14 protein-coding genes are annotated in these 14752 nt (G+C 64.0%); 4 read left to right on the plus strand and 10 right to left on the minus strand.

The window, feature by feature from the left end:
* The first annotated feature begins 47 nt into the window (after positions 1–47).
* Both PJ259_RS02360 and PJ259_RS02365 read left to right on the plus strand, forming a co-directional pair.
* Positions 48–512, plus strand: a complete 465-nt coding sequence (locus PJ259_RS02360) for a YkvA family protein (RefSeq protein WP_271654577.1) — start codon at positions 48–50, stop codon at positions 510–512.
* Between the two features lie 5 nt (positions 513–517).
* Positions 518–889, plus strand: a complete 372-nt coding sequence (locus PJ259_RS02365) for a hypothetical protein (RefSeq protein WP_271654578.1) — start codon at positions 518–520, stop codon at positions 887–889.
* Between the two features lie 3 nt (positions 890–892).
* Here the strand turns inward: PJ259_RS02365 and PJ259_RS02370 are convergent, their stop codons facing one another.
* Positions 893–2638 (minus strand): bifunctional diguanylate cyclase/phosphodiesterase, encoded by a 1746-nt coding sequence (locus PJ259_RS02370; protein ID WP_271654579.1) that lies wholly within the window; start codon positions 2636–2638, stop codon positions 893–895.
* 92 nt (positions 2639–2730) lie between these two features.
* Entirely contained in the window at positions 2731–4812 is a 2082-nt protein-coding gene (locus PJ259_RS02375) for a carboxy terminal-processing peptidase (RefSeq protein ID WP_271654580.1), read from the minus strand.
* 241 nt (positions 4813–5053) lie between these two features.
* Between PJ259_RS02375 and PJ259_RS02380 the strand changes: the two genes are divergently transcribed.
* Positions 5054–6016, plus strand: a complete 963-nt coding sequence (locus PJ259_RS02380) for an NAD(P)H-quinone oxidoreductase (protein WP_059314499.1) — start codon at positions 5054–5056, stop codon at positions 6014–6016.
* An 828-nt stretch (positions 6017–6844) separates the two neighbouring features.
* Here the strand turns inward: PJ259_RS02380 and PJ259_RS02385 are convergent.
* From PJ259_RS02385 to PJ259_RS02410, 6 genes are read right to left on the minus strand one after another with little or no spacing between them, the layout of a single operon-like run.
* The gene (locus PJ259_RS02385) at positions 6845–7498 is read right to left on the minus strand and encodes an HAD family hydrolase (protein ID WP_271654581.1); all 654 of its coding nucleotides are present in this window, start codon (positions 7496–7498) and stop codon (positions 6845–6847) included.
* Positions 7495–8484: an ABC transporter ATP-binding protein gene (locus PJ259_RS02390; protein WP_271654582.1), complete on the minus strand. Its 990-nt coding sequence runs from the start codon at positions 8482–8484 to the stop codon at positions 7495–7497. Before PJ259_RS02390 ends, PJ259_RS02385 begins: the two co-directional genes overlap by 4 nt.
* Entirely contained in the window at positions 8481–9266 is a 786-nt protein-coding gene (locus tag PJ259_RS02395) for an ABC transporter permease (RefSeq protein WP_059314502.1), read from the minus strand. The genes PJ259_RS02390 and PJ259_RS02395 overlap by 4 nt, the downstream gene beginning before the upstream one ends.
* Positions 9253–10086: an ABC transporter permease gene (locus tag PJ259_RS02400; protein ID WP_059314503.1), complete on the minus strand. Its 834-nt coding sequence runs from the start codon at positions 10084–10086 to the stop codon at positions 9253–9255. The genes PJ259_RS02395 and PJ259_RS02400 overlap by 14 nt, the downstream gene beginning before the upstream one ends.
* Entirely contained in the window at positions 10083–10880 is a 798-nt protein-coding gene (locus tag PJ259_RS02405) for an alkaline phosphatase family protein (protein ID WP_271654583.1), read from the minus strand. The genes PJ259_RS02400 and PJ259_RS02405 overlap by 4 nt, the downstream gene beginning before the upstream one ends.
* Before the next feature lie 4 nt (positions 10881–10884).
* The gene (locus PJ259_RS02410; protein WP_271654584.1) at positions 10885–11946 is read right to left on the minus strand and encodes an ABC transporter substrate-binding protein; all 1062 of its coding nucleotides are present in this window, start codon (positions 11944–11946) and stop codon (positions 10885–10887) included.
* Positions 11947–12128: 182 nt separating this feature from the next.
* Between PJ259_RS02410 and PJ259_RS02415 the strand changes: the two genes are divergently transcribed.
* Entirely contained in the window at positions 12129–12893 is a 765-nt protein-coding gene (locus tag PJ259_RS02415; protein ID WP_271654585.1) for a UTRA domain-containing protein, read from the plus strand.
* Here PJ259_RS02415 and PJ259_RS02420 read toward each other — a convergent pair.
* Both PJ259_RS02420 and PJ259_RS02425 read right to left on the minus strand, forming a co-directional pair.
* Positions 12844–13434: an SIS domain-containing protein gene (locus PJ259_RS02420; RefSeq protein WP_271654586.1), complete on the minus strand. Its 591-nt coding sequence runs from the start codon at positions 13432–13434 to the stop codon at positions 12844–12846. The genes PJ259_RS02415 and PJ259_RS02420 overlap by 50 nt on opposite strands.
* The gene (locus PJ259_RS02425; protein ID WP_271654587.1) at positions 13428–14717 is read right to left on the minus strand and encodes a M18 family aminopeptidase; all 1290 of its coding nucleotides are present in this window, start codon (positions 14715–14717) and stop codon (positions 13428–13430) included. The genes PJ259_RS02420 and PJ259_RS02425 overlap by 7 nt, the downstream gene beginning before the upstream one ends.
* Between the last annotated feature and the right edge of the window lie 35 nt (positions 14718–14752).

The following is a 14752-nucleotide window of genomic DNA, read 5'->3' on the forward strand; positions in this document are numbered from 1 at the left end:
GTGCCAAACAGGCCCCTGCCCAACGTCGTCTCCTGCCAGAGGTGTCCATGAAGCCACCGAAGAATTTTGATCGCTATCTTAGTATCGCCCAACGGCTGCTGGTCCGTGGCCGACTGCCGGCCCTGTTGCTGGGGGTCGCACGCAAGACCAGCAAGCGTGGCCTCAAGCTGGGCGAGGCACGCGATACCCTGAGCCTGTTCCATCAGCTGCTGCTGGCCTGGTGGCGTGGTCAGTATCGCGGGGTCAGTCGTAAGACGCTGCTGACCGTCGCTGGCGGTCTGGTCTACTTCCTGTTGCCCATCGACCTGATTCCCGACTGGGTGCCCATGTTCGGGCTGCTCGACGACCTCGCCGTCCTCGCCTGGATCGGCAAGGCCTGCAGTGATGAGCTGGACGGCTTTCGTGCCTGGCGCGCCAACCGTACCGCAAGTCAACAGGCGGCTTTGGCGGCGTTGCCCGACAAGCATGAGCGACCAGCGGCAGGTGTCGCCCTCGATCAGCTGCGGGACTGAACGGGTTGAGCGTACGGATCAGTCGCCAGCACTGGCTGGCCTTGCTGGACGAACTGGAGAGTGCGCGGCGTAGCCGTAGCCTGCTGACCTATCGCTCGGTGATCGAGCGGCTGGGCCTACCCCAGCCGGCGATGGTGACCCTGACGACCGCCCTGGAGTACCTGGCCGCCCTGGACCGTCGCGAGGGGCGCCCCTTGCGCAGTGCCCTGGTGGTGAGCCAGAGCGGCACCCGCATCCCTCGTGAAGGCTTCTTCGACTGTGCAATGCGACTAGGCGCCCTGGAAGGCTCGCCACCGGTGACCGATGCGGTCAGCTGGCACGCGGCGGAGGTAACCCGGGTATTCGAACACCGCTATCCCGATCATCGCCAGGAATAGGCGTCAGGCGCGCATCAGGTGCAGGCTGTAGCCGGGAACCAGTTTGGCATTGCGCTTGGCTTCCGAGGCCAGACCCGCCAGCCCGCTGGCATCCACCCGCTTGCCGGCCTCCTTGTCCAGCTCCACCACGCCAAGCGATAACGACAGCAGCGGATACTCCCGCCGGCGACCGTCCCGGTCGTACGCCAGGAAGCAGCCGGCCTCCAGGTGTTCGCTGCGATAGAAGTGGCGGCAGCGTTCCTGGAAGGCTGCCATCAGGCCATTGAGCCGCTGCCGCCAGTCCGTCGAGCCCAACACCACCAGGAAGTCGTCGCCGCCGATATGGCCGACGAAATCCTGCTGTGGGTCCAGGCGCTCGGAAAGGGTCTGCGCCAGGCACAGCAGCACCTCGTCACCCTTGGCATAGCCATAGAGGTCGTTGAAGGGCTTGAAGCCGTCGATGTCGACATAGCACACGACGGCTTCACGCTGCTGATCCAGCAGGCGGGTCAGGCATTGCTGGATGGGCACGTTGCCCGGCAGCTGGGTCAAGGGGTTGGCGTGTTTGGCCTGCTGGATACGCTGCTCGGTGATCAGGCGCAAGACATCCATCACCCGGCCGACGCCGACATAGCGACCACCCTCGGTGATGATGAAGTCTTCTTCGATCCGCTGGCGGGCGCGGGTGGTGAGCAGGCGGCTAACCTGTTGCAGCGACTGGGTGCTCTCGCTGGCGAGGAAGTCCTGGCTCATCAGCCGGGCGATGGGTTTGCGGGCGAACACCTCGTGGGCGAAAGGTTTGAGCAGCGCCGAGCTCAGTTCGTGGTGATGAACGATGCCCACCGGGCGGTCATCGCTATCCACCACCGCCAGGGTATTGAGGCTGGGTTGCAGGCGAAAGCGCTCCAGCACGTCGGGGATCAGCATGTCCTCACCCACGGCAACCTGTTCCACCCTGAGGCTGGCTACAGTGGTCGATTCCTCGGCGAGGTCCGGGCTGCGGGTGATCATGACCGGTAACAGGGTCTGAATTTCACGGGGTGGCGTCGCGGTTGGGCGACCCAGCAGGTAGCCCTGCACCAGATCGACGCCCATGTTCGCCAGGGTGGACAGCTCTTCGTGGGTTTCGATGCCTTCGGCGATCACCTTGGCCCGGGAGACCTCGGCCATCTTCAGGATGGAGCCGACGAACTCGCGTTTCACCTTGTCGCGATGGATGGACTCGATGAAGTGCCGATCGATCTTGACGAAGTCCGGACGCAATTCCGACCAGCGCCTGAGGCTGGAGTAGCCGGCACCCAGGTCGTCGAGGGCGATGGAGAAGCCCATGGCGCGGTAGTGGTGCAGGGCGGTGGCCAGCAGCGCGAAGTCGTCGATGGGCGCCTGTTCGGTCAGTTCGATCACCACCTGGGCGGGGGAGAGTCCGAGGCGCTGCAGCAGCTTGAGGGTCTGGCCGGACTGGTGCGCCGGCTCCAGCAGGGTTTCCGGGCAGACATTGAGAAACAGCAGACCGTCCAGCGCCAGTTCGCGAAAGCTCTGGCAGGACTGGTGACGCGCGGCGATTTCCAGCTCGGAGAGCCGACCGGCCTGGCGGGCGGTGGCATAGAGCGGCAGGGGGGAGTGCAGGGGCGTATTGGAAGCCCCCCGGATGAGGGCTTCATAGCCCAGGATGCGTCGTTCGCTCAAGGACACTATGGGTTGAAAGAGCGAATGCAACTCGCGGTTGGCGAGAATGCGATCCAACACTCCAGCCTGGTCGTTAAGCGTCATGGTAAGCCTGCAAGAACCCGAAAACGAAAATGCCCGGGGGTCGCACTTGGCGACCCCCGGGCATTTCACGACAGAGATATGACGCTTTGATGTCAGCGCTTGGGCGGCGTCTTGCTCAGGTCCAGATAGTCCAGCAGCACGTGACCGGATTCCATCAAGTAGGCGTCATCCTGGGGCTTGGTCTTGTCGTCATCGATCGCCGGATTGTCTTCGTCGATCTTCTTCAGCTCCTTGAGCGGAGCTTCACCCTTGCCCTTGCGTCGCTCGTTTTCCATGGCCAGCTGGCGATTATCCAGCGCGGTCTGCTCGGCGCGACGCTTCTGCTCGTTGAGGCTGACGGTGGTGTCCGCCGCCAGTTCCTGGGCCAGCTTGAGCCGTTCCCGGGCGAAGATGAAATCCGGATCCTTCTGTATCCGCACGTCATGGCGCTTGACCAGGTCCGGCAGGTAGTTGGCGAAGGGGTTGCTCAGGCCGGTTACCGCTGGGGCGATGGTGTCCCAGGGCATGGAATCGGGCAGGGCGCTCTCGCCGATCTGCTTAGTGTCCACCACTGCCGGGTAGTCTATGTCCGGCAGGACGCCCTGGTGCTGGGTGCTCTGGCCGGAAACGCGATAGAACTTGGCAATGGTCAGTTTCAGCTCACCGTGGTTGAGCGGCTGGATGGTCTGCACGGTGCCCTTGCCAAAGGTCTGGCCGCCGACGATCAGGGCGCGGTGATAGTCCTGCATGGCGCCGGCGAAGATCTCCGAGGCCGAAGCGGACAGGCGATTGACCAGCACGGTCAGCGGGCCCTTGTAGAAGGCGCCACCTTCGTCATCGGCCAGCACCTCGACCTTGCCGTCGCCATTGCGTACCAGCACGGTGGGGCCCTGGTCGATGAACAGGCCGGTCAGCTCGGTGGCTTCCTGCAGGGAGCCACCGCCGTTGTTGCGCAGGTCCAGGACGATGCCGTCGACCTTTTCCTTCTGCAGTTCGCCGATGAGCTTCTTCACGTCACGCGTGGTGCTCTTGTAGTTCGGGTCGCCAGCGCGATAGGCCTTGAAGTCCAGGTAGAAGGCCGGCACGTCGATCACGCCGAGCTTGTAGTGCTTGCCCTCGTGGGGAACGTCGATGACGTGCTTCTGGGCAGCCTGCTCTTCGAGCTTGACCGCTTCGCGAGTAATGGCGACCACCTTGGTCTTCTGGTCGTTCGGCGCGTTGCTCGCCGGGATGATCTCCAGCCGCACCTTGGAGCCCTTGGGCCCACGGATCAGCTTGACCACCTCGTCCAGGCGCCAGCCGACCACGTCCACCATTTCACCATCGCCCTGGGCGACGCCGACGATCTTGTCCGCCGGAGCGATCTGCTTGGACTTGTCCGCCGGGCCCGCCGGCACCAGACGCAGGATCTGCACGTAGTCGTTGTCGTTTTGCAGCACCGCACCGATGCCTTCCAGCGACAGACTCATGTTGATGTCGAAGTTTTCCGCGCTTTCCGGCGAGAGGTACTGGGTATGCGGATCATAGGACTCGGCGAAGGCGTTGATGTAGGTCTGGAAGACGTCTTCGCTACGGGTCTGGTTGAGGCGCGCCAGCTGATTCTTGTACCTCTTGGTCAGCTGCTGCTGGATCTGCTGATCGGTCTTGCCGGACAGGCGCAGGCGCAGGACTTCGTCCTTGAGCTTGCGATGCCAGAGATCGTCCAGCGCGGCGGTATCCGCCGGCCAGGCAGCCTTTTCGCGATTGGTGTCGAAGGACTCGTCGGCGGTGAAGTCGAGCTTGCCGATGCCGGCGCTGAGCAGGCCCAGACCATAGTTCAGCCGCTCGGTCATGCGCTGGGCGTAACGACGGTAGATGGCGAAGCCCGGTTCGAGATTGCCCTGCTTGAGGTAATCATCGAAGCGCGTGCGCGCCGCATCGAATTCGCGAATGTCGGCCGCATTGAAATACAGTCGGCCGGGATCAAGCATCTTCAGATAGCTGTCGTAGATCTTGATCGACTGAGCATCGTTGAGCGGCGGCTTGCTGTAATGATGACGCTTGAGCAGCTCGACGATGTTGAGGCTGGCGATCACCTGATCACGGTCGGGTTGCAGCTTCTCGGCGCCAACCGGCGCGTTGGGCTTGGCGAAGAGGGGCGTTGCGCTGACGCCAAGCAGGACAACGAGGGCGGTACGGGACAAGAGCTGCTTCATGTGTATTCGACTAATGCACGGAAAGGAATAGGCTATAGGCCCCACCCGGCCCGGGCGGTTCCGCGGCCAGGGGACATATGACAGGCACTGACGAAAGTCGTCTGGCGGCGGTCAGCGCGAGAGATAGAGGCGATAGGAAGGGATGGCTGTGACAGCCCCGCATCTTCCGGTCCGCTCGACTCACGCAGAACCCGTCGATGCAGGCGCTTTTCGTCAAAGCCTGAGCCACTATGGAGGCACCGTGAACGCATTGCAAGGTATCGAAGGGCAACTGGAATGGCAGTCACTGAGCGCTCGCGCTCTGGCGCCTGGGGAAATTCGCATCAAGGTCGCGGCCGCAGGTCTCAACCGCGCCGACCTGTTGCAGCTGGCCGGTAACTATCCGCCGCCGCCCGGTGCGCCGGCTACCCTGGGCCTGGAATGCGCCGGGGTGGTCAGCGAGACGACCGCGGATTCGCGCTGGCAGGTCGGTGACCGCGTTTGCGCGCTCCTCGCCGGGGGCGGCATGGCCAGCGAAGTGGTTGTAGACGGGCGCCAGGCCGCCTCCGTACCGGAAGGCCTGTCGCTGATCGAGGCGGCGGCACTGCCCGAAGTCTGGGCGACCGCCTGGAGCAATCTGTTCGATCTGGCCGCGCTGCAGCCGGGCGAGAAGGTGCTGCTGCACGCCGGCGCCAGCGGCGTTGGTTCGGCCGCCATCCAGCTGTGCAAGGCCTTCGGCAATCCCTGCTGGGTCAGTGTCGGCTCGCAGGATCGTCTGGCCCATTGCGAGCGTCTTGGCGCCGAGGGCGGGGTGCTGCGCAAGACCGATCTGGAGGGGCTGCGTGATTTCGCGCCCTTCCACGTCATCCTCGATCCGGTCGGGGCCAACTATGCATCGCTCAACCTGGATCTGCTGGGCCAGGATGGGCGCTGGGTGCTGATCGGCCTCATGGGCGGTCGCCAGGCCGAAATGGATCTGGGCAAGGTGCTCGGCAAGCGCATCCGCATCATCGGCTCGACCCTGCGCAACCGCTCGGTCGAATTTAAGGCCAAGACCATGAGATCGCTGGAGGCCAAGGTCTGGCCGTTGTTCGCCGAAGGCAAGCTGAACGTCAACCTGGAGCGTCGCTTCACCGCCCAGAACGCCGAAGCCGCCTTTGCCGCCCTGGAAAGCAACGAGGTGAACGGCAAGGTGGTGCTGGTGCTGGATGAAGGGTTGGAGTGATGCCCACCTAGGGTGATCGCGGCCATGGCGGCCTGCTGCTCCTAAGGAAGCCTCGTCTCCCGTAGGAGCGGTTCATGGCCGCGATAGGCCATAGCCTGGCAAATCGCGCGGCGCTTTCCACTAGGTCTTCGGCACGCCGGATTCGTGGATAAGGCTGCGCCGTTATCCACCCTACGAAATCCAAGCCTGGTAGGAGCGACCCATGGCCGCGATATCTCGTAGCGTGGAAAACCGTGCGGCGCTTTCCCCTATGCCTTCGGCACGCCAGATTCGTGGATAAGGCTGCGCCGTTATCCACCCTACGGAATTTAAGCCCTTTGTAGGAGCGGCCCGTGGCCGCGATATCTCGTAGCGTGGAAAACCGCGTCGCGTTTTCCACTATGTCTTCGGCATGCCAGACTCGTGGATAAGGCTGCGCCGTTATCCACCCTACGGAATTTAAGCCCTTTGTAGGAGCGGCCCGTGGCCGCGATATCTCGTAGTGTGGAAAACCGCGCCGCGTTTTCCACTATGTCTTCGGCACGCCAGATTCGTGGATAAGGCTGCGCCGTTATCCACCCTACGAAATCTAAGCCCGGTAGGAGCGGCCCCTGGCCGCGATATCTCGTAGCGTGGAAAACCGCGCCGCGTTTTCCACTATGTCTTCGGCGCGCCAGACTCGTGGATAAGGCTGCGCCGTTATCCACCCTACGAAATCTAAGCCCTGTAGGAGCGGCCCGTGGCCGCGATATCTCGTAGCGTGGAAAACCGCGCCGCGTTTTCCACTATGTCTTCGGCATGCCAGACTCGTGGATAAGGCTGCGCCGTTATCCACTCTTCCGGTTAGACCTACCGCCAGCTGAGGATCGGCCAACCGGCCTGTTCGGCTTTTTCGCGCAACACCGGATCCGGATTCACCACATGCGGTTTGCCGACCGCTTCGAGCAGCGGCAGGTCGTTTCGCGAGTCGGAATAGAAGCTGGCATTGGTCAGCAGACTGCGGTCACCGTCCAGGGCTTCCAGCAGGCGGGTCAGCTTGCCTTCACGGTAGGTCATGACGCCTTCCACCTGGCCGCTGTAGACGCCATGGCTAACCTGCAAGTCGATGGCCAGTACCTCTTCCACCCCCAGCCGCTCGGCGATGGGCTCCACCAGATGCACCCCGGAAGCCGAGACGATCATCACCCGGTCGCCGGCAGCGCGGTGCGCGGCGATGCACTTCATGGCATCGCTGAAGATCAGGGGTTCGATGACGTCCTCGACCCAGGGCCCGACCTCGAAATCCACTTCCTCGGGCGTACGGCCTACCAGGGGTTCGAGGTGGAAGGCCATGTAGTCCTCCATGGCCAGTTCGCCTTGGGCGTAGGCGGTCATCAGCTCGGTGTCGCGTCGTACGAAGGACTCGCGGTCGACCCAACCGAGCACGCCCATCTGCTGGCTCCAGAGGCTCGAGCAGTCACCATCGATAAGGGTTTCGTCGAGATCGAAAATCGCCAGGGTCATGCCACTTCTCTCAGGCTGTCGGATTCGACGGTCAGGGTGACGGCTGTACCGTTCGGCTGCAAGGCCGTCGGACCGTGGTTGAGCACATCGACATTGAGTTCGCAGGCTTCGGTGGCGACCCGGTAGCGGATCACGTTGCCCAGCAGGCTGTGGCCGACGATACGTCCGGCAAAGCCACCGGGGATGCCCAGGCGAATGGCCTCGGGACGAATGGCAACCTGTCCCTGGAAGGTCTGACCGAACAGCCGGCTGGCCTGATCGGCACTGAGCAGGTTGTAGTTGCCGATGAAGCCAGCGGCGAAGGCATCCACCGGCGCGGTGTAGAGTGTCTCGGCATCGCCGCTCTGGACGATGCGCCCCTCGCGCATCAGCACGATGCGATCGGACAGGGTGAGGGCCTCTTCCTGGTCATGGGTGACGAACACCGTGGTCAGCCCCAACTCCTGCTGTATGGCGCGGATCTGCTCGCGCAGGTGGCGGCGGATGCGCGCATCCAGCGCCGAGAGCGGTTCGTCCAGGAGCAGCAGGCGCGGTCGCACGATCAGCGAGCGTGCCAGGGCCACCCGTTGGCATTGCCCACCGGAAAGCTGGTGCGGATAACGCGCGGCGAAGCCTTCCAATTCCACCAGCGTCAGGGCCTCCACGACCCGCTCGCGAACTTCGTCGCGCGCCAGCCGTTGCATGCGCAGACCGAAGGCGACGTTCTGCTCCACGGTCATGTTGGGGAACAGGGCGTAGCTCTGGAACACCATGGCGATGCCGCGACGTTGCGGTGGCAGCCTGGTGATGTCCTGGCCGGCCAGCACGATGGCACCGCGGTCGACCTCGGTGAGGCCGGCCAGGCAGCGCAGCAGGGTGGACTTGCCGCAGCCGGAGGGTCCGAGGAGGGTGACGAGTTCGCCCTGTTCGGCGTGGAACTCGATGTCGGTGAACAGGGTGTTGGCGCCGTAGCGCTTGTGCAGTCCCTTGACCGCGAGATAGCTCATGTCCGCTCCCGATTCAGGCGATTGGCGATCCAGGTCATCAGCAGCACCGCGAAGAAGTAGGAGATGACCAGGGCGCTGGTGAGGTGGCCGCTGCCGTTGCGCAGGTTGTAGAGGTAGATCTGCAACGTCTCGTAGCGCGTCCCCACCAGCAGGTTGGCGAAGACGAATTCGCCGATGAGAAAGGAGAAGGACAGGAACAGCGCCACCATCAGCCCGGTACGCAGATTGGGCAGTACCACCAGCAGGGCCGCGCGCCAGGAACTGGCGCCAAGCAGGTGGGCGGCGTCCATCAGGTCACGCAGGTTGAGCGCCTGGAGGTTGTTGCTGATGGCCCGGTACATGAAGGGCAGGGCGATGGTGAAATAGCAGAACACCAGAATCCAGGGCGTGCCGGTCAGCGGCAGTGGGCCCCCGGCATAGAGTTGCAGCAGCCCCACCGCCGAGACCACCGGCGGCACCGCGAAGGGCAGCAGGATCAGCACGTTCATCAGCGCATCCAGCCGCGGGAAGTGGTAGGCGATGGCGAACATGGCGGGCAGGATCAGCACGCAGGACAGCGCCAGGGCACCAAAGCAGATCGCCAGGGAGCGGCCGAAGGCGGCGAGAAAGCGCGGATCGCTCCACAGCTGCAGGTACCATTTGAACGTGAAGCCGGCCGGCAGCAGGGTCGCCGACCACTGGGTGGCGAGGGAATAGACCAGCGTCGCGGCCAGGGGCGCGAACAGGATCAGGAACAGCAGCCAGACCACCAGGCGATGATAGAGGCGCTCAGCTCTGGACATGACGACTCCGCCGCAGCAGCCACTGGTGGACGAGGGTGATCAGGGTCATGAAGGCCACCAGCAGCATGGCCAGCGCCGCGGCCAGGTTGGGTTCCAGATAGATATCGCCGGAGACCAGGGCGGCGATGCGCACCGGCACCACGTTGAAGTTGCCGACGGTGAGGGCGTAGACGGTGGCGTAGGCGCCCAGGGCATTGGCCAGCAGGATGATGAAGGTGCCCACCAGCGCCGGACTGAGCACCGGCAGGCCGATGTGCCGCCAGTATTGCCAGGTGCCGGCGCCAAGCAGTGCCGCCGCATCGCGCCAGTCCTGCTTCAGGGCCTCGAAGGCCGGGAACAGCAGCAATACGCCCAGGGGAATCTGGAAGTAGGTGTAGATGAGGATCAGGCCGCCCTTGGTGTAGAGGTTGAAGCTTTCCATCAGCCCCAGTTGCTTGAGTGCCAGGGTCAGGCAGCCGTTGATGCCCAGCAGGATGATGAAGGCGAAGGCCAGCGGTACCCCGGCGAAGTTGCTGGTCATGTTGGTGAAGGCCACCACGAAGCCACGCAGTCGCGAGTCCACCCGGGTCAGCGAATAGGCGCCGAGCAGCGCGATGAGCAGGCCGCAGACGCTGGACCAGAGCGAGATTTCCAGGGAGAAGCGGATGGCCTGCAGGTAGAAGGGCGAGCTGAGAATCTCGCCGTAGTTGCCCAGGCCCCAGCCGCTTTCGCTGGAGTTGAAGCTGTTGAAGGCGATCCAGGCCAGGGGCGCCAGTTGGAAGGCGCCGAACACCAGCAGGAACGGCAGAATCAACAGCAGGGCGAGCCAGGGCCGCTTCATGCCAGCAGCTCCCGGCACAATGGCTTGTCGTGAGCCAGACCCAGCAGGCTGCACACCGTTCCGCAGATCTCCACCTGCCGCGGCGTGGCCTCGCCCAGGGAGAAGCCTTCGCCGAACGCGAACAGCGGAACCTCGCGTTCTTCCGGTAGGGTCCCGCCATGGCTACGGTCGTCGTTCATGCCGTGATCGGCAGTCACCAGCACCTGGTAGCCGGCATCGAGCCAGGCCGGCAGATAGTGTGACAACAGGCCATCGGCGCGGCGCGCGGCATTGCGGTATTCGGGGCTGGAGAGACCGTGCTTGTGGCCCGCGTCGTCGATGTTCATCGGATGCACCAGCAGGATGTCCGGGGCATGGGCGAGGCGCAGGTGCTCGGCGTCGTCGAACAGGTGGGAATCCGGGTAGTGGTCGGCGTAGTAGAAGTGGCCGTACTGGATCGGCAGGCTGCTGTCGGTGACGTGCCTGTCTCGGCCCGGCTCGAAGGGGCTGCGATTGTAGAGTTCGCTGACCCAGTGGTAAGCCGCCGCTGCGGTGGTGAGACCGGCAGCCTGCGCCAGATGGAACAGGCTGGTCTCTGTCGAGAGCCGACTGACCCCGTTATGGACGATGCCGCTGCTCACCGGTGGCACCCCGGTGAGCAGGCATTCGTAGAGCGGCCGGGAGAGCGAAGGCAACTCGCACTCCAGGCGGTAGAGGCGACCCCGGCCGGCCAGGCACAGCGCCTGAAGGAAGCCGAGTCCGTGTTCGGCGACCCTCAGGGCGAGTCCGTCCAGCACGACCAGGATGACCTTCATGACGTCACTGCTGCATGTTGATCAGGACGTGTTCCTGCCAGAGCCGTGGCAGGCGCTTGGAAGTCTCTTCCCAGGCCTTGGCGTCGGTGATGGGGCGCGCCTTGGCGTATTGCGCCTGGGCCAGCAGCTTGGCCTGGACGTCCGCCGGCAGGGTCAGGTGCTCGGCGCGGATCGGTCGGGCATAGCCCTCGGCCAGGTTGATCTGGCCCGCGTCGGAGAAGATGTACTCACGGGCCAGCTTGGCGGCATTGGGGTGCTTGGCGTACTTGTTGATGATGGTGGTGTAGCCGGAGGTCACCGAGCCGTCGGAAGGGATCAGCACCTCGAAGCGCGAGCGGTCGATCTGGTCCCGGTAGTTCAGGGCATTGAAGTCCCAGACCACGCCCACCTCTACCTCGCCTTTCTCTATGTTGGCCACCACCGGGTTGGTGAAGGACAGGCGGCCCTGCTTGGCCAGCTTGGCGAAGAAATCCAGCGCCGGCTTGATGTTCTTCTCGTCGCCGCCGTTGGCGTAGGCCGCGGCCAGCACGCCGCTCACCGCCTGGGAGGCGGCACTGACGTCACCGATGGTGACCTTGTAGTTGCCCTTGAGCAGATCGGCCCAGGAGTGAGGCACGTCCTTGACGGTCTGCTTGTTGACGATGAAGGCGATGGTGCCGGTGTAGGCCAGCGCCCAGTGCCCGTCGCTGTCCTTGGCCCAGCTCGGCACCTGGTCCCAGGTGCTCGGCTTGTAGGGCTGGGTAACGCCCTTCTGCACGGCGATGGGGCCGAAGGAAGCACCAACGTCACCGATGTCGGCGGAGGCGTTCTCGCCTTCGGCGGCGAACTTGGCGATTTCCTGGGCGGAGCTCATGTCGGTGTCCTGATGCTTGAGCCCGTACTTCTGCGCAAGATCCTGCCAGGTCCCTTTCCAGTTCGCCCAGGTATCGGGCATGCCGACGCTGTTCACCTCGCCTTCCTTGCGGGCAGCGGCTTCGAGGGTTTTGAGATCGGCGGTATCGGCGAAGGCGGTACCGGCCTGTACCGCAACGGCTGTGGCCAACAAGGAAGCAAGCAGACGGGTCATACGGGCGCTCCGGGTGTTAGGGCTTGGTCTAGGTCAGCAAGACACAGGCCAATCTAGGACCCCGGTATGACGATTTGATGGCAATACGCCTTGTTCCGGCGCTGGCACGGGGGCTGCAGTCGTCACCAAGCGGTCATCTGGCCGTCTTAGTCTCCTGGCAAACCCTAGTCGAGGCGCTCCGGGTGCACCAATCCGAAACTGGTCTAGTCCAAAAAAGCGCGCCCGGTGCGGGCGCCATCCGCCGGGCGCTGCAGGAGCAGATCGCCCATGGCTTGCTGCCGGCCATGGAGCGGTTGCCGTCCGAGCGCCAGCTGAGCGAACTCTTCGCCACCACCCGCATCACCCTGCGCGAGGCTTTGCTACAGCTGGAAGCCCTGGGCCTGATCTACCGCGAGGAGCGCCGTGGCTGGTTCGTCGCGCCGCCGCGCCTGGCCTATAACCCCCTGGCGCGCACCCATTTTCACGCCATGGTCGAAGCCCAGGGTCGCCGACCGGCTACCGAGGTATTGGCGGCGCGACAGCTGCTGGCGTCCGCGGAGGTCTGTCGCCTGCTGGAGTTGCCGGCGCTGTCCAGCGTCTATCAGATCCGGCGGGTAAGGCGCATCGATGGCCGGCTGGTGCTCTATGTCGAGCACTACCTCAATGCCGCCTATTTCCCGGGCTTGCTGGAGCACGATCTGCAGCGCTCCCTCACCGAGCTGTACCGCGATCGCTATGACATCCGCTACGGCGAGGTGCGTTTCGAGATCCTGCCCACGGCGCTGCTGCCGGAGGCCGCCCAGGCCCTGCGGGTGGCCCAAGGCAGTCCGGCACTGCACATCACCCGCATCAACCATGACCAGCAGGGAAGGCTGATCGACTGCGACCTGGAATTCTGGCGTCACGACGCCATCCAGGTCAGGGTCGAGGTGCCTTCAGGCGGAAGTTCTGCTCTACCAGCTCGATAAGGATATGAAGGACTTTGATGTGCAGCTCCTGCACGCGATCGGCGAATTTGCCGCCGGGTGTACAGATAGTGATGTCTGCAATGGCCTCCAGTGGGGAGTCGCGACGGCCCGTGAGAGTTACTACCGCTATCCCTAAATCACGGGCGACTTTAGCCGCACGCAGGACGTTAGGACTACTGCCGCTGGTGCTTAGCGCGATCAGCACGTCCCCTGAGCGTCCGTGAGCCTCCAGATAGCGCGAGAAAACCTGTTCATAGCCGTAGTCATTGGCAACGCAGGTGATATGACTAGCGTCTGAAATGGCCATAGCGGCGATGGCCGGGCGATCCCCGCGAAAGCGGCCCGTCAGCTCCTCGGCGAAATGCATGGCATCGCACATCGACCCGCCATTGCCGCAGGAAAATGCCTTGCCGCCGTTGGCGAAGCTCGCTCCTAGTAGTGTTCCCGCTGCCGAAATTTTCTCTAGAGTGGACTGGTCGTTGAGCAAAGCGTCAAGCGCATCCCTTGCCTCGGTTAGGCTATGCCGGACTGTCTCTAGCATGGCAGTTCGCTGCTCGCATAGAAGGCCGTCAGCACCTTGATCAGGTAACCCAGGTCGCGGCTGCCGGCGAGTTCACGGATGGAGTGCATGGCGAAGGTGGGCAGGCCGATGTCCACGGTGCGCACCCCCAGCTGGCCGGCGGTGATGGGGCCGATGGTGGAGCCGCAACCCATGTCGCTGCGCACCACAAAGCTCTGCACCGGTACCTCTTCGCGCTGGCAGAGGTCGCGGAAGAAGGCGGCGGTTTCGCTGCTGGTGGCGTAGCGCTGGTTGGCATTCACCTTGATCACCGGGCCGGCGTTCAGTCGCGGGCCGTGGTTGCCATCGTGCTTGTCGGCATAGTTGGGGTGTACGCCATGGGCATTGTCGGCCGAGATCAGCAGGGAGCGCTGCAGGGTGCGCGTGAAGGCGTCTCCGGCGGGCAGTAGGCGTTGCAGTACCTGCTCCAGGAAGGGACCATCGGCGCCGCAGCAGGAGGTGGAACCCACTTCCTCATGATCGGTGCAGACCAGCACGGCATTCTCGTCACCTTCGCTCGCCAGCAGGGCCTCGAGGCCGGCATGGCACGACAGAAGGTTGTCCAGGCGGGCTGCCGCGATGAAGTCGTCGTCCAGGCCGATGAGGGCGGCAGGTTGAACGTCATAGAAGCTCAGCTCGAAATCCAGCACCTCGGCATCATCAATGCCGTGCTCCTGCTTCAGGCGAGCGGCTAGCAGAGCGCGGAAGTCACGGCGTTCGCCGGCAGGGACCTGTGCCAGGAGCGGCGGCAGTTCGTTCTGGGCGTTGATGGCCCAGCCCTGGTTGGCCTCGCGGTTGAGGTGGATGGCCAGGTTGGGAATGATCGCCAGCGGCTTGCGGAAATCGACCAGTCGACTCTTTACCCGGCCCCCGGTGCGGAAGGTCACCCGTCCGGCCAGCGACAGGTCGCGGTCGAACCAGGGCGCCATGAGCATGCCGCCATAGACCTCGACTCCCAGTTGCCAGAAGCCTTGTCGCTGGAGCTCCGGCTGCGGCTTGACCTTGAGGCAGGGGCTGTCGGTATGGGCGCCGACCAAGCGCAGACCGCGCTCCAGCGGCTGGCTGCCCAGGCGCACGGCGATCAGGGAGGAGTCGTTGCGGGTGACGTAATAGCGTCCACCCGGTTGCACGGACCAGCTTTCGCGCTCGTCCAGGCGCTTATAGCCGGCCGCTTCGAGGCGGCTGGCGAGGCTGGCGGTAGCATGGAAGGGGGTAGGAGAGCTGGCGAGGAAATCGATGAGGCCTTGGATCTGATCGGTACGCATGGACGACTCCGGACGACGAGGCGTCCAGTCTAGGT

This window comes from Pseudomonas sp. JBR1 (assembly GCF_028198185.1).
Classification (GTDB): Bacteria; Pseudomonadota; Gammaproteobacteria; order Pseudomonadales; family Pseudomonadaceae; genus Chryseomonas; species Chryseomonas oryzihabitans_E.